Origin of the sequence: Burkholderia oklahomensis C6786 (assembly GCF_000959365.1) — a bacterium.
GTDB lineage: Bacteria > Pseudomonadota > Gammaproteobacteria > Burkholderiales > Burkholderiaceae > Burkholderia > Burkholderia oklahomensis.
In genome coordinates, this window is the sequence record NZ_CP009556.1 from 1,882,159 (window position 1) to 1,904,087 (window position 21,929).

Sequence of the window (21,929 nt, forward strand, 5' to 3'; positions counted from 1 at the left end):
GATCCGATGCACAAGCTCAAATGGCTGAACGGACCGCTCGCCGGGCTCGAGTTCGATTTGCCCGCGGGCGCGACGCAAATCGGCGGCGACGACGCGGACGTCGCGCTGCCGCTCGAAGGCGATGCGCGCGCGGTGCTGACGAGCGGCGAAGACGGCGTGCGCGTGTCGGCCGACGCGGGCGTGTGGGTCGACGGCGGGCCGTGGGACGCGGGCGATGCATTGCCGTTCGATCGCGCGATCGACGTCGCGGGCGTCGCGTTCGTGCTCGGCGGCAGCGGCGATGCGCTGCCCGCGCGGCCGGTGCCCGAGCGGCGGCGCGCGGCGCGGCGCTCGACGCGCGAGATCGCGTGCTGGAGCGGCGCGGCGCTTTCGATCGCCGCGATCGTCGCCGGGCTTGCGTTGCTGCTGTGGCGGCCGCCTCAGCCCGCGCGCTTCGATGTCGACGCGTGGCTCGCGCAGCAGCTTCGAGCGCCGGCGCTGCGCGGGCTGCACGCGCAGCGCGCGGCGGACGGCTCGGTCGTCGTGAGCGGACTGTGCGCGTCGTCGCAGGATGTCGGGCGGCTGCGGGCGCGGCTGGGCGAGCATGGCGTCGCGATGCGCGACGAGAGCTTCTGCGCGGACGCGCTGCGCGAGAACGTGCGCAACGTGCTCGCGCTGAACGGCTATCGGGATGTCGACATACGCAGCGACGCGACGCTCGACAGCGTCGAGATCCGCGGGCCGATCGTCGCCGATGCGGCGTGGCAGCGCGTCGTCGCGCAGCTTCAGATGCTGCGCGGCCTGCGCGCGTGGCGCGTGGTCAACGACCGCGCGCTGTGGTTCGACCGGCTGTGCGGCACGTTGACGGGCCGCGTGCCGCTCGACGGCCTGAACATCGTGATGTCGGGCAAGACGCTGATCGTCAGCGGCGCGGCCGATCCGGCGCACGCGCCGGCGCTGGCGGATGCGATCGCCGAATTCAACCGATCGAGCCGCGACGGCTTCGTCGCGACGTGGCAGGACGTGCCGTCGCTGCAGACGGCGAGCGCGTACCTGCCCGCGCCCGTCGTGACGGTCGGCGGCCATGCGGGCGCGATCTACGTCGTGCTCGCGAACGGCATGCGTCTGCAACTGGGCGGCGTGCTGCCGAACGGCTATGCGATCGTGCGCCTGACGCGCCGCGCGATGAGCCTGCGCAAGGATCAGCGCCTCGTGTCGGTGCCGCTCGACGTGTGATCATCCCGCTAGGAAACTTCGATGGTACGACTGACTTCTCTCGAAGAGACGCTCTTCGCCGACGACACGGGCGAAGCGCGCGACCGATTGATCGCGACGCTCGCGAGCGCGGCCGCGCCGCATGAAAATCATCCGGATGCCGTCCGGTTCGCGGCGAGCGCGGCGCGCGACGTGATCGACACGCTGTGGGCGCGGTATCACGGCATGCCGCCCGAAACGGCGAGTCCGGCGCGACGGCGCTGAGCGGCGACGGCAAGCGTCGGCGCTCGAAAACCGACAGCACGCGCCGGAATGCGGAAGAGGCGTCGAGCGACGTTGAACACAATCGAAGCACCGGGATCGGCGTGGACGTCGGATGGCCGATCGCGGCGACGGATTCATGAAGATCGATCGAAGGAGTTCAACGATGATAGGCAAGTTGTCGACGCATCCCGGCGTGACGGGAGCGATGCATCAGGAATTGCATGGCGCGACGGATACGACGCGGCCGTCCGTGACCGGGCGCGCGGCCGACCCCGGTCTCGCCACGCTCGTCGAGCGCGTGCGCGGCGAGACCGGGGTCGTGCCCGCGCATCTGATCGAGCTGCAGCGCGTCGCGCGCGAGCACGATTGTTTGATCGGCATTCGGCCGGTGGACCGGTCCGCGACGGATCTGATCGAAAGCGGCCACCCGACGAAGGATTTTCATATCAAGGGCAAGAGCGCGAACTGGGGTCCGCAGGCCGCGTTCATCTGCGTCGATCAGCGGTTCAGCAAGCTCGAGGACAAGCCGGAACGCATCGGGAAGTTCGACCGGCAGGTACAGTCCTGCATCGCCGAAGGCCACGCGAAGCGTGTGCCGCTGATGCTGTCGAAAGCGCGCTTCGACAAGTTGCTGGACGAGGGCTTGATCGACGAGGTCAAGCGCGACGGCAACGGCATGTCGATGACGTTCGAAGCGAAAGCGCCGAGCGGAGCGGTCTACGCGTTCGAGGCGACCCATGTGCACGTTGCCGGCGAAGACACGTACGCGATCGCGCATCGAGGCGAGCCGATCGAGGTGCTCGCGCCGCCGAGGGACGGCGCGAAGCCGTTGACCGCCGATTACGACCTGTTCCTGATCGGTCCGCGCTTCGACGATCTCGGTCCGCAGGACAATCTGCCGGTGCCGGACGTGTCGCACGACGTGTTCAAGGCGCGGCTCGACGGCTACAAGAACGGTGTGCCCGACGCGTTGCGAAGCCCGTACGAGCAGCCGGCCGAGTTCTATCGGAAAGCGGATGCGGAGATCGGCAACGTGTCGTCCCGCATGCGCGACATGATTCCGGCGATCAATGCGGCGCTCGTCGGCGACGGCGAGGCCGTCGTTCACCACAGTCCCGACTCGGCCAGCGCGGTCGCCGATCCCGGCGCGAACTATCCGGCGACGTTCGCGCTGCCGCAGAAGATCGGCCGCTTCGACGAGATCTGCATCATCCACGACAAGCGCGAGCTCGCGGAATTGATCGGCAGCGCGAAGCAGGCGGGCTACCACGTGCCGCTCAATCCGCTGTGGGAAAAAGAAGTGACGAGCGTGCGGCGCGAGTCGTTCTTGGTCGCGCGCGAGCAGTTGTCCGCGAATCTGTGGTGACGTGCGCCGGCCGCGCTACAGCCCGGCGTCGGCCAGCGCTTCGAGATGCTCGGCGAACGCGCCGAGGATCGCGTCGCGCTGGTCGGCGTCGTCGAAGCAATCGGCGGGCAGCAGCTTGACGAGTTCCAGCATCGCCTTCGCATAGCGGTAGCGGAGCGCATCGTCGCGGATCGCGGCGTCGGTGCGCTCCGCGAGCCAGCCGGCGCTGATCCAGCTCTGCTCGACGCATTCGACGAGCGATTGCAGCAGCGCGTCGGCATCCACGTCGCGCGTGTCCAGCATGCGCGCCGCGCGCGCGCAATGATCTTCGACGCCGAGAAATTGCAGGATGCGTTTCAGGTCGGTGATGACGGCCGCGAGGTGCGCGTCCATCGCCGGCCCCTGCGCGGACAGCTCGAACGCGAGCGCGCGGATCAGCGTCTTCAGCTTGCGCCTGCGATCGCGCAGGCGGCGGAATGCGTCGAACCACTCGGTGAGGCGCTTTTGCCGATCGGCCGCACGCTGATATAGCCGCCGCAGCTCGGCGAGCCCCGCGCGGCCGGCCTGGCCGAATTCGAGCCGCGCGAACAGCTGCAGCGCCCATTCGTCGCCGTCGAGGATCGCGGCGAGCGCGTCTTCGGCGCGCTTGCGCCGCATGCCGGACAGCTTGCCTTCCTCGAGCATCGCGCCGAGCAGCAGCGCGATTTCGCCCGCGTTGAAGCCGGCGTCGCGCATCGCGTCGGCCGGGTCGTCGAGTTCGTCGACGCCCGGAATCCGCTGACGCAGCTCGGCGAGCTCGGCCGCCGACACCGCGCCGATCTGCTTGATCAGCTGCTGCAGCATCGAGCGCGTGCGCGGCCGCTCCGCGCGGCCGTCCGCCGCGCCGCGGCGCGGCCCCCGAAAACGCGCGCCGACCGCGAAGCCGATGTCCTCCAGCGTCTCGGCGAACGACTCGCCCGACACGCCCGCCGCTTCGAGCGGCGCGCCGCCGAAATCGATCGGCGCGTCGGCGAGTTCGCGTTGCGCGAGCTCGTGCGCGGACTGCGGCGGGACGACCTGCTGGACCGCTTGCGCGGATGCGGTTCCTGCGCCGGCCGACGTCGCCGCGGCGTTCACCTGCGCGGCAGCCGGATCAATACGGTTGAGCATCGGGGCGAGCCTCGTCGGTGGAGCCGGCCAGGCGCGCGAGCAGCAGGCGCAGATGCCGGTCGAGATCGAAACGGACGATCGCGTCCGGCGTTTCGAGTCGGGCGTCGTGGTCGGGCAGTGCGGCGTCGGCGTCGATCCGCACGCGCGGATCGTGCCGCAACGCGTCGCGCACGCGCGGCAGGTTCGCCGGCGACACGGACACGCGGAACGCGCGCGCGCGCACGTCGGTGCGAAGATGGGCGAGCACGCGCTGCGTCAGCCGTTCGACGGGCTCCTGTGTATCGAGGTACGGTTCGATCACGCTTGCGACGAGCGCGCGCACGCGCGCGTCGATTCGCTCGGCGATGTGCGCCTCGGCCGCTTGCGCGTCGATCAGCCAGCGGACGGTGTCGTCGACAAGCGCCGCGCGCCGGCGTTCGAGCTCGGCTTCGGCGCGCGCGAGGCCCTGCCGGTATGCGTCTTCGCGCACGCTCTCGGCCGCCCGCCGTGCGGCTTCGAGTTCGCGGCGCGCATCGTCGACGAGCGATCGCGCTTCGCTGCGCGCGGCCTCGACGACGGCCGCCGCGTCGCAGTAGCGCGCGAGCGCGTCGGCCGTCAGATGCACGCCGAGCGGCGCGGGACCGGGCAGCGAGACGATCGGGGGAACGAGTCCGTTCATAGGAAGCGGGCGAGTTTCAGGAGCTTGTCGGGGGCCGCGCCGGCGGGCGGTGGGCGGCGCGCATCGAATGCGTTTCGCGCGGCCGGTAGCGCGCGCGCGTTCGCGATGTTCGAAGCGTCCGGCTCGATTGTTGGATCGGGGGCTTGCTGCGCGCTCGACGTATCCGACGTATCCGACGCAAACGGCATGATCGACATGTCGGGCGCAGTCGTCGCATCTATCGCATCCCGCGCCTTCCGCGCAACGCGCACGTCGAACGCATCGCCCACCGGCGGCAGCCGCGACGCGAGCAGCGTCGCGACGACGCACGACGCCGCATCGCGCCGCCACCACCGCGCGCCGGCGGCCGTCGCGGCATCGACGATGCGCTCGGGCGCCGCGACGCGCGCGGCCGACCGCCATCCGCGATGCAGCGCGAGCAACTGCGCGCAGCCGCGCTCGCCGATGCGCGCGGCGAGCCGCTCCCGGTATTGCCTGACGAGCAGATGATCCGCGCAATCGAGCGCGATCACGCCGAGCGCGACGATCAGCGCGCCGATCCGCGGCTCGACGGACAGCAGCGCGCGTTGCCGCTCGTCGAGCCGCGCGGGCAGCGCGGCGCGCGGATAGCCGCGCCGCGCGACGATCAACTGGTCGATCGCGGCGCGGCACGCCGGATGGCGCCGATAGCTGTCGCGCCATGCGGCGAGCCCGAGGTGCGGCCACCAGCCGTCGTGCATCGCGGCGCCGGGCTGCCAGCCGAGCCGATGCAGGCGCTGCAGCTCGGGGGTGAGCGGAGCCGCGCTCATCACGCGCGCGGCTCGCCCGACGAACGGCTGCGCGAAGCGACGACGGCGAGCGCGAGGCTCGCGACGATGCCGAGCGCGCCGAGCGCGATGCCGAGCGCGAGCCGGTGCGCGCGCAGCCACGCGAGCAGGCCCGGGGCCGCCGCCGGCTCGTCTTCGGCGGGCATGTCGTAGCGATAATCGGCGGGCTGCAGCACGACGCTCACGTGGTCCGGGCTCAAGCCCGGCGTGCCGGTGACGACGAGGCTGCGGATCTCGGTTTCGCGCGCCCCGAAGTTGCGCTCGGGACTGTACTTGACGAACACCGACGCGGACGGCTGCGGCGGATCGCGGCGATTCTGGGGCTCGGCTTCGGCGATCGACACCTGTGCATCGACGACGCCATCCATCGCGCGCAGCATTTTCTCGAGCTGCTGCTCCTTGAGGAACGTGATCTTCGCCTGCTCCTGCGCGGGCGACGTGACGAGCTGGCCGGGCGGAAACAGATCCTCGAGCGCGGCGAGCTTGCGACGCGGCAAGCCGTTTTGCCGCATCAGCTCGACCGCGTTGACGAACTGGTCGGACTCGACGCGAATCGTCACGTTGCCGTCCTTCAGCGGCTTCTTGTCGACGGCGATGTCGCGCAGCATCAGCAGCGCGATCATCTGGTTCGCCTCGGCTTCGGGCAGGTTCGTGTAGAGGTCCGACTTGCAGGCCGCGAGCGACAGCGCCAGCGCGGCCGCGCACGCAACGCGTGAAGCGCGCGCGGTCATTGCATGTTCACCAGCTTGTTGACCCCTTGAGACACAGCCCCCGCCGCCTTCGCGGTCAGATCGACTTCGAGGATCGCGCGCAGCATCGCCGACTGGTTCGCGAGCATGTCGAGCGGCTGCATCAGCGTTTCCCCGCGGTCGCGCGCGGCGCTCAATGCGCGATCGACGTCGAGCGAGCGGTGCTGGAAGCCGCTCGCCGCGCGCGCCTCGGGCGTGCTCGCGTCCTGGCCGAACAGCGTGCGCGTGAACGCATCAATCTGTGCCGGGTCGATCGGCGTCGCGTCCGTTTGCGGCGTCGCTTGCAGCATCTGTAGCGCGCGTTGCGCGGCGGTGATGTCCATGAAGGCTCCTTGCGAATTCGGATGGGAACGGGGAGGGCGCGCCCGCTGCGACCGGCGTGGATGCGTGCGCGGATACGCATGCGGACGTGGGCGCGAGCAGCCCGCGCAGCAGCGCGGCCTCCGGCCCCGGCATCGACGCGAGCAGGCGCGCGGCGGGGCCGTCGCGGCCGAGCCCGATCAGCATCGTCGCTTCGACGAGCCGCCGGTCGGCGGGATCCGCGACGAGCGCCGGCAGCGCGTCGTAGATGGCCCACGCGTGCCGCGCGAGCCCGTGGTTGACGGCCGCGAGCCCGCACTCGACGAGCAGGCGGCGCACGTCCCGAGCGAGCGCCTTCATATCTTCTGGATGATGCCGGACAGCATGTCCTTGACGGCCTTGAGCACCGCGCTCTGATAGCCGACGAACACCGAGTACTGCTGGATCGCGAACTGCGCCTGCAGCATGCTCGCCGGATCGTTGAGATCGGACGCGGACATTTTCGATTCGACGTCGTGGCCGACCTTGTCGACGAGACGCGACAACTGCTGATTGACGGCTTCGATGTCCATCGGCGCAGCCTCCGTCAAGCCGCCGCGGCCGTCGGCCGCTTCATGCGCAGCCGGTACTGCGTCGGATTGCAGCAGTAGCGCCGGCGGAAGCTGTCGGTGAAATGCGCGTGATTCGAGAAACCGCATTCGTGCGCGATGTCGAGAATGCGCATCGACGTCGACGCGAGCAGATGCTGCGCATGCGCGAGACGGCGCTCGACGAGCCAGCGCTTCGCGGGCACGCCGTATTTCTCGACGAACAGCAGATTGAACTTGCGCGGCGGCAGCCCGAACTCCTCGGCGAAGCGCGCGACGCTCCACGGATTGAGCGCGTGCGCGTCGACGAAGTCGACGAACTCGGTGTCGCCCGCCATCGCCGCGTGCAGCAGGCGCGAGAAGTACGCGCGGTCCGAGCCGAGGCAATACACGTACAGAAAGCTGAGGAGCGCCGGGCGCGACACGGGCGCGAGCAGCTCCAGCATGCCGATCACCTCGGGCGACGTCGCGACGACGCGCAGCGGCTCGCCGCGAAACGGCGTCGGCTGCGGCGGCTCGATCAGCGCGTTGATTTCCGCATACAGCGTGCGGAAGTCCGCTGCGTAGAAATCGGCGGACTGGATGTCGGTGCCGGCGCCGGCGTCGCACAACGCGGCGTCGTCACGGGTGACGGCGATACAGTCGCCCGGCACCGTGTGGATCAGTCCGCGCGTCCTCACCTGGCCGCTCAGGCGGCCGAACATGAAACGTACAACTTGCATCAAGCCCCCATGGCTGTTGTTGCTGCTTGGTCGGAATCATCGGCTATTTGGCTGAAAAATCGTCTCAGGTCATCACCTGAAACCGTCGGTCGGCGAGGCCGCGTGCCGCATCCGGCGCATCGCCGGTTCGTTGTCGAAAAAACGGAATGCGCGGCCGGATTCCGAAAAAGCCTGCGGCAGCGCGTCGCTACGATGGATGCAACGGATCGAGATCGACGGCAAGCGCGTGTGCGACTACATCTGGTCGCTGCCCGAAGTGATCCGCTGACGTGTCATGCGATGCGCGTCGCGCGGCCGGCCGCGTGGGCCGCCGCGAAAGCGAATGCGGCGGCCGCGCGAGCGCCATTCCGAAATCGAAAGCCGCCGAGGTTTTCAGTAAAGCGAAAGCACACGGCGAAATTACGATGAAACCGTCAAGAACGAGGTGAGCGATGCAAGGACTCGAGCAACTGAAGGATGCGATGACCGATCTGCGCCGGCGCAAGGAAGCGATGCGCGAGCAGATGCAGGCGTTCGGCGCATTGCAGGACGAAATCGCGGCGCTGCGCGCACGGGCCGCGCACGATCCGGACGCGCGACGCAAGCTGCAGCGTCTCGACGATCTAATGCGGCACGGCGGGCAGGGTTTGGCCGACAGGATGAATGAGCAGGCGGGCAAGGCCGAACGCTGCCTGAAGGCGCTCGGCGACGAGATCGCGCAGCTCGCGGGCGGCGCCGCGCCGGAAGCCGCGGCTTCGCGAGAGAGCCGGGCAGTGAAGCAGTTCAATCGCGCATTTGTCTGATCCCGCAACGAAGCGAAGCAATACGAAGCAATACGAAGCGAACCATAGCAGGACGTAGCGAAACGAAACGGAGAAATCGAGCCATGACGACCATTCAACCGACGACCCATAACGTGACGTACAACGCCGACCCGGTCGGCGGCAGCGAGAACCGCAACGTCAGCAATCCGCATCCGATCGGCGACAGCATCGCGATGATGCTCGTGATCATGGATCTGCTGAGCCGCCAGACGACCGCGAAGCTCGACGACATGCAGAAGAAGTCGAACATCTCGCGCGACGCGCAGGACATGGCGAACAAGGTCGAGGCCGCGCTCGCGAAGCTGATCAAGCCGGAAGACAAGGCCGAGCTGCCCGCCGACGTGCTCAAGTACATGAAGGACAACAACATTCTCGTGAACGGCAAGACGATCGACGACTTCATGAAGGACAAGGGCGGCAAGCTCGACAAGGCGGATCTGATGTCGGTGAAGTCGTCGCTGGAATCGGTGTCGGGGCGCGCGTCGGATTTCATTCAGCAGAGCCAGCTGAAGATGCAGCAGTTGATGCAGAACTACAACACGGCGGTGCAGATGATCAACAGCCTGCAGAGCATGCTGGCCGAATCGACGAAGGGCATCGCGTCGGCGATCCGCTGACGCGCCGCGCGGCCGGCGCGGCTTCGATCGCGCCGGTCGCCGCACGGGAGACCATCCGATGGCCGCACTCAATCAAACGATGCCGGACGACGATCACGCGGTGCTGCAGCGCTTCTTCGCGTCGGGCGGGTCGATCCGCATGCTCGCCGACGTCGAGCGGCGCGACCTCGACACGCTGTACTCGTACGCGACGCAGCTCTTCGACGCGGGCGAGCTGCACGCGGCGCGCAACTTCTTTCTGATGCTCGCGCGCGTCGATCACTGGCGCTTCGATTACTGGTTCGCGCTCGGCCTTTGCCATCAGCGGCTCGCCCAGCATGACGAAGCGATCTTCTGCTTCAGCCGCGCCGGGATGATCGGCGTCGACGATCCGCGCGCGTCGTATCACGCGGGCATCAGCTACCGGCTCGTCGGCAATCTCGACTACGCGGCGAAGGCGTTTCGCGCGGCGCTGAACTGGTGCGGCGAGCGCGACGCATACCGCGACATCAAGGCAGACGCGATGCGGCAGCTCGCGCAATGTGAACGGGAGAAATGAAATGGCGGTTGCGATCAACGGTCATGGAACGCAGGGGAATGCGCTCGCGCCGATCAAGCCCGACCGGCAGGCCGACGGCGCCGAACGCGCGCGCGCGGCGGCGGGCTTGCTGCGCGGCGCGTCGATCGTCGTCGACGACGCGCGCGCACGGCTTTCCGCCGACGCGCGCGCGCCGCTCGCCGCGCAGGCGCTCGTGTCGATGAAGGAGGCGGCGGGCGCGCTCGGCCGCGTGCTCGAGAAGTTCGACCGCGCGTCCGGCGACAAAGGCGCGGCGCCGCCGATCGGCCCGCGCGCGTTCGAGAACGTGTCGATGGAGACGATGCTGCTCGCGACGACGCTGCTGTCGACGAAGGCGCTCGGCAACACCGCGGCGCTGAAGAGCAAGGCGCTCGAGATCCTGTCCGCGAAGCAGGACGAGGTCCGGCAGCAAGAGATCAAGGATTATCGCGAGCAGATCGACAAGGCGGTCGAGCAGCAGCAGAAGGCGAAGAAGGCCGGCATCTTCGGCGTGATCTTCGACTGGATCGTCGCGGCCGTCGAGGTCGTGTCCGGCGTCGCGAAGATGATCGGCGGCGCGCTGTCCGGCAACGCGATGATGGTCGCGGGCGGCGCGATGGATCTGATGGCGGGCTTCGCGGGCGTCGTGAAGGCGACGATGAACACGCTCGCGCTGATCGACGAGAAGAACGCGGACAAGTACCGGCAGGTCGCCGACGTCGCCGCGAAGGTGCAACTGACGTTCGAGATCGCGGGCGCGGTCGTCGACGTGACGAGCGCCGCGCGCAACATGCTGCTCACGAAGGCGATTCCGAAGGCGACGGCCGCCGTGCTCGAAAAGGGCGCGGGCGAGGCGCTCGAGCAGGCGATCAAGTCGGGCAGCAAGCAGGCGGTCGAGAAGACCGCGCAGGCGGTCGGCAAGGAAGTCGCCTCGCAGGTGTCCGAACAGATTCTGCAGGGGCTCGGCAAGACCGCGCTCGAAGCGTCGAAGCAGGCGGGCAAGGAAGCGCTGCAGAAGACGGTCCAGCAGCTCGGCGTGAACCGGATGCTCGAGAGCTTCTCGCGCGAGGCGATCGAGAAGATGGTGACGAAGGCGGTGCAGAAGGTCGCGAACGAGGCGATCGACCGTGGCGTCGAGCTGACCGCGCAGGAACTGACGAAGGCGATCGCGAAACAGGTCAAGCGCGACGTGATGGCGGCCGCGCTGAAGGCGTCGCTGTCGCCGCTCTTGAACACGACGCGCGCGACGGTCGGCGCCGCGAGCCAGACGATGTCGGGCGTGCTCGGCGTCGAGCGCGCGAAGCTGCAGAAGGAGATCGACCAGCTGATTCTCGACCAGCAGTGGCTGCAAATGTGCTTCGAATTCTACAAGCAGCAGAAGGAAGCGCAGACGAAGGACGCGAAGGCGCTCGTCGAGAAGGCGGGGCAGGCGGTCGAGGACGGCAGTCAGGCGCTCAGGCAGAGCGCCGCGGTGCAGGCGCAGATCGCCGCATCGATGGTTTGAACGCACGGCGGATAGGCGCCGTCTGAAATTCGAGGAGAACGCGTGATGAGTACTGTGACGCAAGCCGGCAGCGCGCCGGTCCGCACCGATACGCTGGGCATCGACACGGCCGGCATGTTCGGCGCGGGCGATGGACCGATGGCGACGATCGATCAATTGAAGGCGAAGCTGCAGAAGATCTTCAGCGAGATGCGCGATCTGGAGCGCGCGTTCAACGAGGCGATGCAGCGGATCGCGTACGACCGGCAGGTCGGCGTGCTCGAGACGAAGGAGCAGGCGATCATGCAGAACTTCGATGCGGCGATGGCGTCGGCGGTCGCGCAGATCGTCGGCGGCGCGGTGAGCGCGATCGGCGCGGCGTCGGGCAGCCAGCTCGGCGCGTCGGCCACCGACGGGCTGTCGAAGGCCGGGCAGGGGATCGCGGGCGTCGCGAACGCGTCGCTCACGCGCGACGCGCAGCAGACGCAGTTGCAGGGCGATTTCGAGGGCCAGTCCGCCGAGCGCCTGCAAAAGGCGCTCGCGTCGACGATCGAGCGCGCGCTCGATGCGTCGCGGCAGATGCGCGACGCGCTGCGCGATCTCGTGACGCTGCAAGGGCAGATCGCCGCCGCGGTGCGGTATTGACGAGGGGCGCGCGATGCAGGCCGAAGCCCTCGACGCGGCGACCCGCTATCTGCAAGCGCAAGGCATGCAGCCGGAGCCCGCGTATTTCGGCGAGAGCCGCTACCGGATCGGCTGGCGCGTGCGGATCAACGATCTCGATCTCGTCTACCGGCTCGTCGACGACAGCCTCGTCGTCTGCGACCTCGCCGCGTGCGGCGGCGGGGGCGGTGCGAGCGACGCGGTCGCGACGTTCATTCACCTCGTGCACCGGATGGAGCGCGCCGGCATTCCGCTGCGCGAGGTGCGCGGGACGTTCTTCGAGACGGCGTCGAACGCGCAGTTGAACCGGTTGCGGCGGCGGCTCGCGACGGTGCTCGAAGCGCAGGGCGCGTACTGGCGCGATATCGACGGCGATCCGTGGCTGATCTATCCGGTCGGCGCGCAGGCGGCGGAAATCGTGCGGCAATAGCGGGGCGGCGGGCGTCGCCGCTCGCCGGGCCGCGGGCCGCGGGCCGCTGGCGCGATGTCCAATCACCCGATAGTCCGATCACCCGATAGTCCGATCACCCGATAGTCCGATCGCCCGATAGTCCGATCGCCCGATCGCCCGATCGCCCGATCGCCCGATCGCCCGATCGCCCGATCGCCCGCGACGGTACGCCGCACGGCGACCGCATCCGTCCGTCTGTCATATTTCCGCCGCCGCGCCGACTGTAGTCGTGCCGGCCCCGTCCGCGGGCGTCCGGCACATCGATTCGACTACGGAGGACGGAAGCAATGAAGAAAGAAGGGATCTGGATCGGCTCGCACGTGATCGCGTTCGTGTTGGGTTTCGCGCTCGGCGTGTATGCGCTGCCGATCCTGACGGCCGACGCGGGGGCGAGCGAAACCGAGCTGCGCCCGATCACCGGCCGCGCGCTCTACACGGGGCGCTTCGAGCGCGGCCTGACGGGCGGCGATCCGCTGCACTGGACGGACGGCAAGCTATCCGTCACGCGCACGGCGCTCGCATTCGAAGGGCGCGTCGCGCCGGGGCCCGACTACAAGATCTACCTGACGCCGGAGTTCGTCGCGTCGAAGCCGGCGTTTCTCGCGGCGAAGTCGCGCGCGCTGCGGGTCGGCGAGCTGAAGACATTCGGCGACTTCGTCGTGCCGCTCGCGGAGGGCGTCGATGTCGGCGATTACACGACCGTCGTCATCTGGTGCGAGCGGTTTTCGCAGTTCATCGGGGCGGCGAAGTATCGGTGACGCGCGTCGATCGTGTGTCGTTGCGTTGCGTTGCGCGCGTGCGGCCGACGAAGGGCGCCGGTCGGCCGGTCGTTCATCGATCCGGCATGCTGGAAGCGGCTTGGGCTGTCGGGCGTATCGGCGCCCGGTCGGCGGATCGCATGGAAGCCGCCGCCGGCGGCCGTTCTCGAACGAAAGTCGCAAACCGCGCCGACGAGGAGGCGGCGTGACTGGCGCGCAGACGGCAAGCGCTCGACGAACGCTGGCAGGCTTTGTCCGCCGCACGCGACGACGTGGCGAGCGCGGCCCGCCGGCGCCGAGACGCCGGCTCGGCGAAACGATCAGCGCTGCAGCACGAGAATCCGCGACAGCAACTCGTCCCGATCGATATAGCAGCCCTGGAAATGCCGGGCCCCGCTCGCCGGATCGAAGGCGTCCCGGGCGTGCAGAACGCGGCGATTGTCGAAACACCACATCTGCCCGGCCTCCAGCCGGCGGCGAAAGCGGAAGCGTTCGTCGCGCGTCATTTCGATGAAGCGGCGATAGGCGCGATAGTAGCGCTGCATCAGCCGCGATTCGATGTCGAACGGCCCGCGCAGGAAGTTCGCGATGCGGATCTCGGCCACCTCGCCGGCGGGATCGAGCGCGATCACCGGCGCGAGACAGCGGTAATCGCTATGACGATCCTTGTTTCGGAACTCCACCGGCACGTCGCACAATAGCCGGTACGCATCCGGTTCTTCGCCGCGCAACGCTTCGGCTATCGCAAAGCCGTCGACGAAGGTGCTGTCGCCGCCGCGGGCGTCGTTGATCAGGCAGTGCAGGAACTGCAGGCCGGGCTGCAACTCGCGCGTCGGCAAGTCGGTGTGAAGGGGAAGGTTGAAGGCGGTATAGGCGTTGCTGTCGGCGTCCGTCTTGGATTGCACGTCGAACAGCATGCCGAAATTCGTTTCGCGAATGAACGAAACCCGCCGGGCGATGCGGATCAGCGTGCCGGGATCGCAAGGCAAGCCGCGAACCTGGGTCAAGCCTGTGTCGCGCACGGCCGACAGCCAGGCAAGCAGCGCCTGTGGGTCTTCCATGACCGCCCGGTAATCGAAGGCCGGCAGCGCCAGGTCCGCCGACCAGCGCCGTCGGCGAGGCCGTGACGCATGCCGCTCGGCTCGCGACGCATCGTCGTACGCATGCGCGCGTAGCCAGCCCGGATCGAAGCGGCTGACGTGCCCGTCTTGCCATTGCACGGCAAGTGCCCCCTGCGCATCGATTTCGGCCGTCGCCGCTTCGAGGTCTTCAGGCATGTCGGCGATTTCGAACACCTGCTCGCGGGTCACGCTGTAAACGCACGCGGGGCAAGGGCAATTGTCCCGCAGCCACAGGTTGTGAAAGGGGCTGACGCGACCGTCCGCCCAGTCGACCTCGACGAGGCCCGGCGCGCGGCGAGCCGCAATCAGCGCGCTGATCAAGGGGTAGGTTCGATAGTCGGCGATGGCGTTCATGAGCGATTCCTTCGTGGCGGCACGCGGCTTCCCGACCGCGTTGCATCAGACTTCATCTTGCCCGCGGCGCCCGTTGTGCTACAAATGATGTTTCGATCCGAATCCATTACATGAAGTTATGAATAAGCTCGGCAAATCGCTGCCGCCGCTGGCCAGCCTGCTGCCCTTTGAAGCGGCCGCGCGCCTCGGGAGCTTTTCCCGCGCGGCCGACGAGCTCCATCTCACGCAGGCCGCCGTGAGCCGGCAGATTCGCGCATTGGAGGAGAATCTCGGCGTGAGCCTGTTCCAGCGCCGCAATCGTGCGGTGTTCCTGACCGAAGCAGGGCGGGAGTTCAGCTTTACTTTGAGTCATGCATTGCGTAGCGTCGCGGTCGGCGCGGACCGCTTGCGCGGCGCGGCCGGCGAGAACGAGGTGGTGCTGCTGTGTCAGCTTTGCGAGGCTTTCCACTGGCTGATGCCTCGGCTGTCGAATTTCCATCAGCGTTATCCGGACATCGAACTGAAGCTGGCGACCACGACCCGGCCGCTGACCGAATTCGACGGCTATTTCGACATCGCCATACAGAGCAGCAATCGGGATCACGGACTGCACCCGCTGCTATTGACGGCCTCGGACGACGTCTTTCCGGTGTGCAGTCCGCGCTACCTGAAAGGCCGCGCAGCGCATATCGAGCTGGATCGGCTGGAGCGTCATACCTTGCTCCATCACCACGCCACACCGCCTTACCAGCTGGAATGGGACACGTGGCTCGCGGCGTTGGGCCACGGTCTGCCGCCGAAGGCGCGAAGCCTGTCGTTCGACAGCTACTCGCTCATGCTTCAGGCCGCGGTGGAGGGGCACGGACTCGCGATGGGCTGGCGACGCACGTCGGAGCGGATGCTCGACAGCGGCGCGCTCGTCGCGCCGTTCGACGAGGCGGTTCACTTGCCCGATGCCCTGTCGATCTACCGCCGGCACGGGCAGGCGGAAAGAAGCGAGGTCGAATGCCTCGTGGCGTGGCTGCGGGCGGAGCTGGCCTGATCGGGCGGGGGCGCGGGCGCGTGGCGGGCGAGGGCGTCGGTCGGCGCGGCGCGCACAGGTCTGGCGCCTGGTGGTTTGGGGCCGCCAGGCCGGTCGCCGCACGGCGTGCGCCAGAGACCGGTTCCAGGCACGGACCCCGGCATGCCGCAAGCGACGCAAGGTCGGCCCATGCCACGTCGAAAAATGTTCGCGCTTCACGAAGCAAGCAATGCCGATGATCGCGATCGGCATGACGAGCCGAGCGTAGTTTCATTCTTCCCGCGTTGTCGGCTGGTCTGCGGGATTCCCGCGAGGCACGCCTGGCGCGGCAATGGCCGTGCCGACAACGATCGAAGTTCCGCTTTGCCGGTCCGCCGAAAAATGGCCCGGCAAGCCGGGCAGGTTTCGACGAACGTTCGTTCTGCCGCTATCCCGCTATCCCGCTATCCCGCTATCCCGCTATCCCGCTATCCCGTCGCCGCGCGAGCGTCGGCGTTCTGCCGCCTCGTCGGCGGATAGGGCCGCTTGCGGGTTGTTCTTTCAGATCGGGAGGCCGCTTTGATCGACGGCGAGGGATGCACATCGGGCGTCGCCGCGGCGTGGGGAGCCGGTCGCTTTGGGCCGAAAAAGCTTGACGAGGCGGCAAACGTCGCGTAGCGTGTCGCATTGAAGTTTTCAAGAAGCTCGATTGCCCATCAGTCACCGCTGCCCGCGGTATTCGTTGTCCTCTCCCTCCTTGAATCTTTTTTCCCGCGCCCCTATCGGGGAGCAACCGTTCAAATTAAACCGTTTTTTTAAAGGGATCTTCATGGATACCGGTACCGTCAAGTGGTTCAACGACAGCAAGGGTTTTGGTTTCATTACGCCTGACAAGGGTGGCGACGACCTGTTCGCGCACTTTTCCGAGATTCGCGGCGATGGTTTCAAGACGCTCGCCGAAAATCAAAAAGTCAGCTACGAAACGAAGCGTGGCCCGAAGGGCCTGCAAGCGTCGAACATCACGCCGCTTTAATTCGCGTTAGCATCAACGGTCCCGTTCGCGGGACCGGCATGCTGCAGCGATCCCGCGCGCAGCACCTGCCTCCGTTGCGGTCGCCGTCCGTTCACGACGGCGACCGTTTCGCTTCCAGACGTCCAGCACCCTCATGCGCGAAGTCCGTCCGCCAGGAAAGAGGCGGAGACGGCGCGGCCGCAGCAACGCACTGCCAGACGATTCATTTATCGCGATCTCGCGAGCGATGCACAAGGAGGACACCATGGCCAAAAGCCAGTTGCGAAGCAACAAGGAACCGAAGAAGCCCAAGCAGGCCAAGGCCAAGCCGATTCCTGGCGCAGTCTTGAACTGGGTGGCACCCAAGACTCCGCTCGTCAAATCTCGCGAAAAGAAGTAATTCCCCGAGACGCAATCGCGAGCCGAGCCAGCCGCGCGGCCCGCAAACGATGCGCACGTCACGTTGCCGCTCGTTCGTATGAACGTCGCGTTCGACTACGGGGCGTAAAGCCGAAGCCCCGCAAGGGAGCGGACATCGACATACCGTTGCGGCTGCGGTCAATCATTTTGTTTGGAGAAATGGATTTGGCAAAGGAAGAACTGCTGGAACTGGACGGGGTCGTGGACGAGGTGCTGCCGGACAGCAAGTACCGCGTCACGTTGGAAAACGGTGCAGTCGTCGGTGCATATGCATCGGGCCGCATGCGCAAGAATCACATTCGCATTCTCGCGGGCGACCGCGTCACGCTGGAACTGTCGGTCTACGATCTGACGAAGGGGCGCATCAACTTCCGGCACAAGGACGAACGCGCGCCGGCGCGATCGCCTCGAAACGGATTCAACCGCCGCTGATCGCCGCGCTCCGCCGGATCCGGCCGAACGATCGGATTCGATAGCGGGCGATCATCGTCGCGACGCACGCGGATCACGAATGACCGCCCCGGCCGACGCTTCGCCGGCCGACTCGAAAAAGAAAAGACTGGCCGCCGCGCGTTGGACGCCGTCGTCGACGGTGGTGCCGGGGCGAACGATGGAAGCGGGCGTTCCGCATGGTCGAAACTCGAGCGGCATAGCAGGCGGCTTGAGTTTCGCGCCGGAGCCTTGTTGGATGGAGCGCAGACACTGCTGCATCATCGGTGTGTAATCGGCAAGTGCGCCTCGAAAGATTGCTGGAGCATTCTTCGGCCGTCCGCACTTCACCCACGGTAACGACGCGCATCCGCAAGCACGCTGAGCGCAGGCGGCTGCTGTCGTCACTTCGGGTAATACAGGTGATGCCCGTCGAACGTCTGACGCCTGTCGGCCAGCACCTGACGAGCCAGCCCGCAGCGACAGCGATGCGGGGCCTTCGGAGATACGCGAGCCCGAAGCCCGCCAGCGTCGCGTGCAGCACCGGCGTGACGCCGTTGAAGACGAGCCGGCCGTCGACCCTGATGCGATACGCGTTGGGGCATTTCCTGCATGTCCGCGTTCGACGGCGATTCCGCCGTCGAACGCGGATCATCATATGGAGCGGCAACGACGGCCGAAATGGCGCGTCTATCTTCCGCTCGACTCCTTCGCCGACGCTCGGCCATCTCGAAGCAGTCAGCGCATCGCCACCGGAAATTGCCGATAACGAGCGGCTCAATAAGCCATGTGAATGAGCGGAAACGGCCTGCCGGCCGAATCGGTCGGCGAGCGCCCGACGTCCTTGAATCCGTACCGTCGATAGAACCCGTGCGCCTGCGGGTTCTGCTCGTTGACGTCGACGGTCAGGTTGGCATGCCGCGCCCTGACGTGATCGAGGAGGCGGGTGCCGACGCCCTGGCCGAACAGCTCCGGCTCCACGAACAACATCTCGACTTGCGCGCCGTCTACGCCGACGAAACCGGCAATGCGGCCGTCGATGGCTTCGTCGACCCACACGGTGACATTCGGCAGATATGCGTCCCTGACTTGCGGGTAGAGCGCTTCGATGTCCTGTTCACGAAGAAAGGTGTGCGTTTCCCGCACGGACCGCTTCCATATTTCCAGCAATATCGGATTGTCGGTGGGTATTCGACTGCGAACGCTCATGATGATGAATGTAAGAGAATTGATTGAGGTCGATTTTACAGATTTGCAGATGCGTGTATATAGGCCATTTAGGAGTTATGCCGATCGGATTAGGGGCGAACGATTCACCGTGCGTCTTTTTGTCGTGCGATCGACCGTGCAGAAGTGAATCGAACGACCGGGGTGACGCGGTGACCACTGCCGGGTAACGCAAAGATACGCGTTCGCGGGCCAAGGCGACCGGCGCGTCGCATTTCGACGAGACGCGATTTCGCGCGGCCGATTTTCCGCGAGCGCGCGAGCGGAAAGAGACGAGCGTCGGCGCATTGGGGAATCGCCGCCGATTCGGCACTGGGATTTTAACTTTCCGCCAATCGTCCATCGTAAATCGGAGCATCGGTATAGGGCGCCGCTCAGGAAATCGATTGAAACCTGCATCCATGCGAATGATGGCAATCGTCCTCGTCCGATAGAAGACGCCCTTATGCCCGATGCCGCCTCGCGATGGAATTGAAGATGGATGAGATGGCGTTTCCGAGAACGTCAAGGGGGCCGAATGCAATGCAAGCGTCCTCGTCAGCCAATTCGCGCGGCGGTACGAGAACGTCCATGCGTTGTGCATCGGGAATCCGCCGAACGACGAGTCGTCGTTTCAGCGCGACCGGCTCGCGAGCCTGAGCGGCGACGCGCCGATGCGCCGATGCTCGCGACCGGGGGAGCGCTACGGGCTGATGGCGGCGCCTTCGGCGGACCTGGCCCCGGTCGTCGAGCAAGTCGCGGCGGAGCGCGCGGCGCGACGATTTTCCGTTTCGATCGCACGCTTCTTCCATTGCGAAGACGACGACCGCTGCGCGGTCGAGCACGGCGGCGCGGTGATGCGCGCGTACCCGCGGCTGATGGGCGTGCAGTTTTCGCCGGGCAAGCTGCCGCCGATGTCCGCACCGGATGCGAGCGCCGCGACGATCGTCGCGAACGCGGTGATCGGGGCCCGGCGCGCTGCGCGTCGCGGATCCGGCGGCCGGTCGCGTTGCTCGGGCCGCATCGGCTGCTGCTGAAGCCCGCGGCGCACGATCCGGAGCGTGCGCGCGAAGCGCTCGCGCGGCTCGCGGCGCATCTCGGCTTCGGCGGCGCGTGACCGGGCTGCGGTTGGCATCGGAGGGGCCGGGCCGCGTCGAATCGTCGAGCTTGGCGTCACGAATGGGCTGACCGGTTGCGCGTCTTTCCCGCTCGCGGGAAGCCGGCAGACGGGACGAGCTGTCCCGGAGATCGCGGCGGGAAGCGTGACGTGCGCGGACCTGGGGGCTGAGCGGCGCGGCTGGCGAAGGCGGCGGGCGCGACGAATCGCTCGACGCTACGGGAAGCATCGAAGACGACATCCTGCAAAAACCTCGATCGGCCGCACAGTGCCGATCACGCGATGCGGCAGGAAGCGAGCGCCGCCCGCGCCGCGCATTGAGGCTGCGAGGCCAACGCCGCAAGGCGCGAGTCGATGCCTGACAAGCCTGGCGCTGCGCGTGTCATGCCGTCAGCAGCGACGCCTTGTCGAGCGGCTCGCGACTTGCGACGAACGACACGTTGTGGCCGGCGCTCACATAACGTTCGTGATCGCGGGCGAACAGCAGCCCGTCGACGTCGCTTTTCAGCGCGATGGTCGATCCTTCGACCGGATCGACGATCTCGGCGACCACGTCGCCTCGCGCGATCCATTCACCGACGTTCCGGTGGTAAACCAGCACACCGGCGCAGGGCGCGCGCAGCGTTTCGACGCCGGCCAAGGGCGCGACGAACGGCTGGGCGGGCGCGGCCGGGCGCATTTCGCCTGCAATCACGCCGAGCGATCCGAGATAGCCGATCAGCCGGTCGGCGTCGGCGCTGGCGAGCGCGTGACTGACGTCGGTCCGCCCGCGCAATTCGACGGTCGCGGCGAAGACGGGCACCGAATCGACGGGCAGGCCGGCGCGCTCGTAGATGCGCTGCCATTCACAGACGAGATTGTCGTCGAACGAAGCGCCGCCCTGGACCGCCGCGTGCAGGACGAGTTCGGCGCCGAGATGGCGGCTCAACGTCGCCGCTTCGGTCAACTGCCGGTCGTTCGCATACACGTGCAGGCACGCTTCGCGGTCGCAGTGCAGGTCCAGCACGACGTCGGCGCTCGCCGCGAGCCTCATCAGCGCGATACGCAGCGCTTCGAGCTGCGTCGCGGGCTTCAGCGCGGCGAGCGCCTCGCCGATCGCGGCCTTGACGGCGGACGCCGCGTGCGTTTCGCCACCGAGGCCCGATGCGGCGATCCGCTCGCCTACCGCGTCGGCGAACGGCGCGAAGCGGCGGTTGAAGTTCTCGCCGCTCGCGAGCTCGAAGCGCCCGTGGTGCATGCCGAGCGCGATCTGCCTGAGCCCCAGCGGATTGGCGGCCGGCACCACGACGATCTCCCCGGCGAGCCGGCCGGCGTCCTCGAGCGCGGCGAGGCGCGCGCGCAGATGACGCAGGACCAGCATGCCGGGCACTTCGTTCGCGTGCAGGCCCGCCTGGATGTACACGGTCCGTCGGCCGACGCCCGCTGCGCCATAGCGGAACGCGTCGAGCGCCAGCGCGGAGCCCGGCGTGTCGAAGCCGAGCGGAATGCGGTGATGTTGCATGATCGAAAGGGCGAAGCGATGGTTTGGAATCGATCGGTGCGGCGCCGGTCAGCCGATCGCCGCGACGAATTCGTCGGCGTTCATGTGCCGGCAATAACCGCCGAATGCGCGCAGCGCGTTCCGATGCGCATCGTCGGTATAGGCCGCGCAAGCGTCGCCGATGCAGACCATGTAGTAGCCCCGGTCCGCGCCGTCGCGGATCGCCATGTCGACGCATTGATCGGTCACGAACCCGACGACGACGACCGACTCGATGCCGATGTTGCGCAGCACGTAGTCGAGGTTCGTCGAGTTGAACACGCCGGACGATGTCTTCGGCAGCACGATGTCGTCGGCCCGCGGCTCGACGAGCGGGATGACCCGCGCGAGCGGCGACCCCTTCGGCACGAAGATCTCCGACAGCTTGTGGTCCAGGCTGCGGTCGCGGCCGTCGGCGGTCAGGCTCTCGATCACGGTGTAGACGATCTCGGCGCCGGCTGCGCGGGCGGCGTCGATCACGCGCTTCTGGTTCGGCAGCGCGCGCCCATGAACGGCGCGCCAGTATTCGGGCCGCTCGCGCTCGTAGCGGGGGACGATTTCGGAGTTCTGCACGTCGACGACCAGCACCGCGGTTTTCCTGGCGTCGAACGGCCGGATGCGCGTGAGGCGTTGGTCGCCCGTGCGGGCTTGCTTGGTTTCGATAGGGTCATTCATGGCAATGGAATCG

29 protein-coding genes are annotated in these 21,929 nt (G+C 67.4%); 16 read left to right on the top strand and 13 right to left on the bottom strand.

Annotated features, from left to right (window positions below; all coding sequences use genetic code 11):
* Positions 1-6: 6 nt before the first annotated feature.
* From sctD to BG90_RS26110, 3 genes are all read left to right on the top strand, one after another.
* Positions 7-1,215, top strand: a complete 1,209-nt coding sequence (gene sctD / locus BG90_RS26100; RefSeq protein ID WP_010121478.1) for a type III secretion system inner membrane ring subunit SctD — start codon at positions 7-9, stop codon at positions 1,213-1,215.
* 21 nt (positions 1,216-1,236) lie between these two features.
* Positions 1,237-1,458 carry a hypothetical protein gene (locus BG90_RS26105; RefSeq protein ID WP_010121480.1) on the top strand — a complete coding sequence of 74 codons (222 nt, stop codon included), beginning with the start codon at positions 1,237-1,239 and terminating at the stop codon, positions 1,456-1,458.
* Between the two features lie 163 nt (positions 1,459-1,621).
* Complete coding sequence (locus tag BG90_RS26110; protein WP_232288986.1) at positions 1,622-2,824, top strand: CyaA/EF/ExoY family adenylyl cyclase toxin; 1,203 nt, start codon at positions 1,622-1,624, stop codon at positions 2,822-2,824.
* Between the two features lie 15 nt (positions 2,825-2,839).
* Here BG90_RS26110 and sctW read toward each other — a convergent pair whose 3' ends face one another.
* The 8 genes from sctW to BG90_RS26150 are packed head-to-tail and all read right to left on the bottom strand — an operon-like array spanning position 2,840 to position 7,774.
* Positions 2,840-3,952, bottom strand: a complete 1,113-nt coding sequence (gene sctW / locus BG90_RS26115) for a type III secretion system gatekeeper subunit SctW (protein ID WP_010121483.1) — start codon at positions 3,950-3,952, stop codon at positions 2,840-2,842.
* On the bottom strand, positions 3,936-4,610 hold the full coding sequence (locus tag BG90_RS26120) for a hypothetical protein (protein WP_010121485.1): 675 nt from the start codon (positions 4,608-4,610) through the stop codon (positions 3,936-3,938). The genes sctW and BG90_RS26120 overlap by 17 nt, the downstream gene beginning before the upstream one ends.
* Entirely contained in the window at positions 4,607-5,398 is a 792-nt protein-coding gene (locus BG90_RS26125; protein ID WP_010121487.1) for a type III secretion system domain-containing protein, read from the bottom strand. The genes BG90_RS26120 and BG90_RS26125 overlap by 4 nt, the downstream gene beginning before the upstream one ends.
* Positions 5,398-6,147 carry a type III secretion system inner membrane ring lipoprotein SctJ gene (gene sctJ, locus BG90_RS26130; RefSeq protein ID WP_010121489.1) on the bottom strand — a complete coding sequence of 250 codons (750 nt, stop codon included), beginning with the start codon at positions 6,145-6,147 and terminating at the stop codon, positions 5,398-5,400. The genes BG90_RS26125 and sctJ overlap by 1 nt, the downstream gene beginning before the upstream one ends.
* On the bottom strand, positions 6,144-6,455 hold the full coding sequence (gene sctI, locus BG90_RS26135) for a type III secretion system inner rod subunit SctI (protein WP_010121491.1): 312 nt from the start codon (positions 6,453-6,455) through the stop codon (positions 6,144-6,146). Before sctI ends, sctJ begins: the two co-directional genes overlap by 4 nt.
* Positions 6,400-6,825 carry an EscG/YscG/SsaH family type III secretion system needle protein co-chaperone gene (locus BG90_RS33985; protein ID WP_010121493.1) on the bottom strand — a complete coding sequence of 142 codons (426 nt, stop codon included), beginning with the start codon at positions 6,823-6,825 and terminating at the stop codon, positions 6,400-6,402. Before BG90_RS33985 ends, sctI begins: the two co-directional genes overlap by 56 nt.
* Entirely contained in the window at positions 6,822-7,037 is a 216-nt protein-coding gene (gene sctF / locus BG90_RS26145) for a type III secretion system needle filament subunit SctF (RefSeq protein ID WP_010109100.1), read from the bottom strand. The genes BG90_RS33985 and sctF overlap by 4 nt, the downstream gene beginning before the upstream one ends.
* 14 nt (positions 7,038-7,051) lie before the next feature.
* Complete coding sequence (locus tag BG90_RS26150) at positions 7,052-7,774, bottom strand: helix-turn-helix transcriptional regulator (protein ID WP_232239128.1); 723 nt, start codon at positions 7,772-7,774, stop codon at positions 7,052-7,054.
* Positions 7,775-7,904: 130 nt separating this feature from the next.
* On the opposite strand from BG90_RS26150, the gene BG90_RS36280 reads away from it, so the two are divergent.
* The 8 genes from BG90_RS36280 to BG90_RS26185 all read left to right on the top strand — a co-directional run bounded on the left by BG90_RS36280 (position 7,905) and on the right by BG90_RS26185 (position 13,084).
* Positions 7,905-8,042 carry a hypothetical protein gene (locus BG90_RS36280; protein WP_157759758.1) on the top strand — a complete coding sequence of 46 codons (138 nt, stop codon included), beginning with the start codon at positions 7,905-7,907 and terminating at the stop codon, positions 8,040-8,042.
* Between the two features lie 163 nt (positions 8,043-8,205).
* Entirely contained in the window at positions 8,206-8,556 is a 351-nt protein-coding gene (locus tag BG90_RS26155) for a hypothetical protein (RefSeq protein ID WP_010109096.1), read from the top strand.
* Between the two features lie 83 nt (positions 8,557-8,639).
* Positions 8,640-9,194 carry a type III secretion system translocon protein SseB gene (gene sseB, locus BG90_RS26160; RefSeq protein ID WP_010109094.1) on the top strand — a complete coding sequence of 185 codons (555 nt, stop codon included), beginning with the start codon at positions 8,640-8,642 and terminating at the stop codon, positions 9,192-9,194.
* Positions 9,195-9,252: 58 nt separating this feature from the next.
* Positions 9,253-9,732, top strand: coding sequence for a SycD/LcrH family type III secretion system chaperone (locus BG90_RS26165; RefSeq protein ID WP_010121496.1), 480 nt, complete (start codon positions 9,253-9,255; stop codon positions 9,730-9,732).
* A gap of 1 nt (position 9,733) precedes the next feature.
* Positions 9,734-11,233, top strand: coding sequence for a type III secretion system translocon subunit SseC family protein (sctE, locus tag BG90_RS26170; protein WP_010121498.1), 1,500 nt, complete (start codon positions 9,734-9,736; stop codon positions 11,231-11,233).
* Positions 11,234-11,278: 45 nt separating this feature from the next.
* Positions 11,279-11,857: a type III secretion system translocon protein SseD gene (sseD, locus tag BG90_RS26175; RefSeq protein ID WP_045568456.1), complete on the top strand. Its 579-nt coding sequence runs from the start codon at positions 11,279-11,281 to the stop codon at positions 11,855-11,857.
* A gap of 13 nt (positions 11,858-11,870) precedes the next feature.
* Complete coding sequence (sseE, locus tag BG90_RS26180; protein ID WP_010109090.1) at positions 11,871-12,305, top strand: type III secretion system effector protein SseE; 435 nt, start codon at positions 11,871-11,873, stop codon at positions 12,303-12,305.
* A gap of 308 nt (positions 12,306-12,613) precedes the next feature.
* Positions 12,614-13,084, top strand: a complete 471-nt coding sequence (locus BG90_RS26185) for a DM13 domain-containing protein (RefSeq protein ID WP_010109089.1) — start codon at positions 12,614-12,616, stop codon at positions 13,082-13,084.
* 320 nt (positions 13,085-13,404) lie between these two features.
* Here the strand turns inward: BG90_RS26185 and BG90_RS26190 are convergent, their stop codons facing one another.
* Positions 13,405-14,559, bottom strand: coding sequence for a gamma-butyrobetaine dioxygenase (locus BG90_RS26190; protein ID WP_010109088.1), 1,155 nt, complete (start codon positions 14,557-14,559; stop codon positions 13,405-13,407).
* 118 nt (positions 14,560-14,677) lie between these two features.
* Between BG90_RS26190 and BG90_RS26195 the strand changes: the two genes are divergently transcribed.
* The 4 genes from BG90_RS26195 to infA all read left to right on the top strand — a co-directional run bounded on the left by BG90_RS26195 (position 14,678) and on the right by infA (position 17,402).
* Complete coding sequence (locus tag BG90_RS26195; protein WP_010109087.1) at positions 14,678-15,580, top strand: LysR substrate-binding domain-containing protein; 903 nt, start codon at positions 14,678-14,680, stop codon at positions 15,578-15,580.
* Between the two features lie 787 nt (positions 15,581-16,367).
* The gene (locus BG90_RS26200) at positions 16,368-16,571 is read left to right on the top strand and encodes a cold-shock protein (RefSeq protein ID WP_010109085.1); all 204 of its coding nucleotides are present in this window, start codon (positions 16,368-16,370) and stop codon (positions 16,569-16,571) included.
* Between the two features lie 244 nt (positions 16,572-16,815).
* On the top strand, positions 16,816-16,950 hold the full coding sequence (locus tag BG90_RS37765) for a hypothetical protein (RefSeq protein ID WP_257791827.1): 135 nt from the start codon (positions 16,816-16,818) through the stop codon (positions 16,948-16,950).
* 185 nt (positions 16,951-17,135) lie between these two features.
* Positions 17,136-17,402 (top strand): translation initiation factor IF-1, encoded by a 267-nt coding sequence (gene infA / locus BG90_RS26205; RefSeq protein WP_025990473.1) that lies wholly within the window; start codon positions 17,136-17,138, stop codon positions 17,400-17,402.
* Positions 17,403-17,453: 51 nt separating this feature from the next.
* Here infA and BG90_RS35730 read toward each other — a convergent pair whose 3' ends face one another.
* Together BG90_RS35730 and BG90_RS26210 are read right to left on the bottom strand one after the other, a co-directional pair.
* Positions 17,454-17,684: a hypothetical protein gene (locus tag BG90_RS35730; protein ID WP_107950958.1), complete on the bottom strand. Its 231-nt coding sequence runs from the start codon at positions 17,682-17,684 to the stop codon at positions 17,454-17,456.
* Positions 17,685-18,176: 492 nt separating this feature from the next.
* Complete coding sequence (locus BG90_RS26210; RefSeq protein ID WP_025990474.1) at positions 18,177-18,608, bottom strand: acetyltransferase; 432 nt, start codon at positions 18,606-18,608, stop codon at positions 18,177-18,179.
* 593 nt (positions 18,609-19,201) lie between these two features.
* Here BG90_RS26210 and BG90_RS26215 point away from each other — a divergent pair.
* Positions 19,202-19,642: a hypothetical protein gene (locus BG90_RS26215; protein ID WP_010121502.1), complete on the top strand. Its 441-nt coding sequence runs from the start codon at positions 19,202-19,204 to the stop codon at positions 19,640-19,642.
* A 462-nt stretch (positions 19,643-20,104) separates the two neighbouring features.
* Here BG90_RS26215 and BG90_RS26220 read toward each other — a convergent pair whose 3' ends face one another.
* The gene (locus BG90_RS26220; RefSeq protein WP_010121506.1) at positions 20,105-21,223 is read right to left on the bottom strand and encodes a succinylglutamate desuccinylase/aspartoacylase family protein; all 1,119 of its coding nucleotides are present in this window, start codon (positions 21,221-21,223) and stop codon (positions 20,105-20,107) included.
* A 48-nt stretch (positions 21,224-21,271) separates the two neighbouring features.
* Positions 21,272-21,916 (bottom strand): cysteine hydrolase family protein, encoded by a 645-nt coding sequence (locus BG90_RS26225; RefSeq protein WP_010121508.1) that lies wholly within the window; start codon positions 21,914-21,916, stop codon positions 21,272-21,274.
* Between the last annotated feature and the right edge of the window lie 13 nt (positions 21,917-21,929).

Coding starts and splice junctions, on each gene's coding strand:
- sctD (WP_010121478.1), top strand. CDS start 7: ATGCACAAGCTCAAATGGCTGAACGGACCGCTCGCCGGGCTCGAGTTC.
- BG90_RS26105 (WP_010121480.1), top strand. CDS start 1,237: ATGGTACGACTGACTTCTCTCGAAGAGACGCTCTTCGCCGACGACACG.
- BG90_RS26110 (WP_232288986.1), top strand. CDS start 1,622: ATGATAGGCAAGTTGTCGACGCATCCCGGCGTGACGGGAGCGATGCAT.
- sctW (WP_010121483.1), bottom strand. CDS start 3,952: ATGCTCAACCGTATTGATCCGGCTGCCGCGCAGGTGAACGCCGCGGCG.
- BG90_RS26120 (WP_010121485.1), bottom strand. CDS start 4,610: ATGAACGGACTCGTTCCCCCGATCGTCTCGCTGCCCGGTCCCGCGCCG.
- BG90_RS26125 (WP_010121487.1), bottom strand. CDS start 5,398: ATGAGCGCGGCTCCGCTCACCCCCGAGCTGCAGCGCCTGCATCGGCTC.
- sctJ (WP_010121489.1), bottom strand. CDS start 6,147: ATGACCGCGCGCGCTTCACGCGTTGCGTGCGCGGCCGCGCTGGCGCTG.
- sctI (WP_010121491.1), bottom strand. CDS start 6,455: ATGCTGCAAGCGACGCCGCAAACGGACGCGACGCCGATCGACCCGGCA.
- BG90_RS33985 (WP_010121493.1), bottom strand. CDS start 6,825: ATGAAGGCGCTCGCTCGGGACGTGCGCCGCCTGCTCGTCGAGTGCGGG.
- sctF (WP_010109100.1), bottom strand. CDS start 7,037: ATGGACATCGAAGCCGTCAATCAGCAGTTGTCGCGTCTCGTCGACAAG.
- BG90_RS26150 (WP_232239128.1), bottom strand. CDS start 7,774: ATGCAAGTTGTACGTTTCATGTTCGGCCGCCTGAGCGGCCAGGTGAGG.
- BG90_RS26155 (WP_010109096.1), top strand. CDS start 8,206: ATGCAAGGACTCGAGCAACTGAAGGATGCGATGACCGATCTGCGCCGG.
- sseB (WP_010109094.1), top strand. CDS start 8,640: ATGACGACCATTCAACCGACGACCCATAACGTGACGTACAACGCCGAC.
- BG90_RS26165 (WP_010121496.1), top strand. CDS start 9,253: ATGGCCGCACTCAATCAAACGATGCCGGACGACGATCACGCGGTGCTG.
- sctE (WP_010121498.1), top strand. CDS start 9,734: ATGGCGGTTGCGATCAACGGTCATGGAACGCAGGGGAATGCGCTCGCG.
- sseD (WP_045568456.1), top strand. CDS start 11,279: ATGAGTACTGTGACGCAAGCCGGCAGCGCGCCGGTCCGCACCGATACG.
- sseE (WP_010109090.1), top strand. CDS start 11,871: ATGCAGGCCGAAGCCCTCGACGCGGCGACCCGCTATCTGCAAGCGCAA.
- BG90_RS26185 (WP_010109089.1), top strand. CDS start 12,614: ATGAAGAAAGAAGGGATCTGGATCGGCTCGCACGTGATCGCGTTCGTG.
- BG90_RS26190 (WP_010109088.1), bottom strand. CDS start 14,559: ATGAACGCCATCGCCGACTATCGAACCTACCCCTTGATCAGCGCGCTG.
- BG90_RS26195 (WP_010109087.1), top strand. CDS start 14,678: ATGAATAAGCTCGGCAAATCGCTGCCGCCGCTGGCCAGCCTGCTGCCC.
- BG90_RS26200 (WP_010109085.1), top strand. CDS start 16,368: ATGGATACCGGTACCGTCAAGTGGTTCAACGACAGCAAGGGTTTTGGT.
- BG90_RS37765 (WP_257791827.1), top strand. CDS start 16,816: ATGGCCAAAAGCCAGTTGCGAAGCAACAAGGAACCGAAGAAGCCCAAG.
- BG90_RS35730 (WP_107950958.1), bottom strand. CDS start 17,684: ATGATGCAGCAGTGTCTGCGCTCCATCCAACAAGGCTCCGGCGCGAAA.
- BG90_RS26210 (WP_025990474.1), bottom strand. CDS start 18,608: ATGAGCGTTCGCAGTCGAATACCCACCGACAATCCGATATTGCTGGAA.
- BG90_RS26220 (WP_010121506.1), bottom strand. CDS start 21,223: ATGCAACATCACCGCATTCCGCTCGGCTTCGACACGCCGGGCTCCGCG.
- BG90_RS26225 (WP_010121508.1), bottom strand. CDS start 21,916: ATGAATGACCCTATCGAAACCAAGCAAGCCCGCACGGGCGACCAACGC.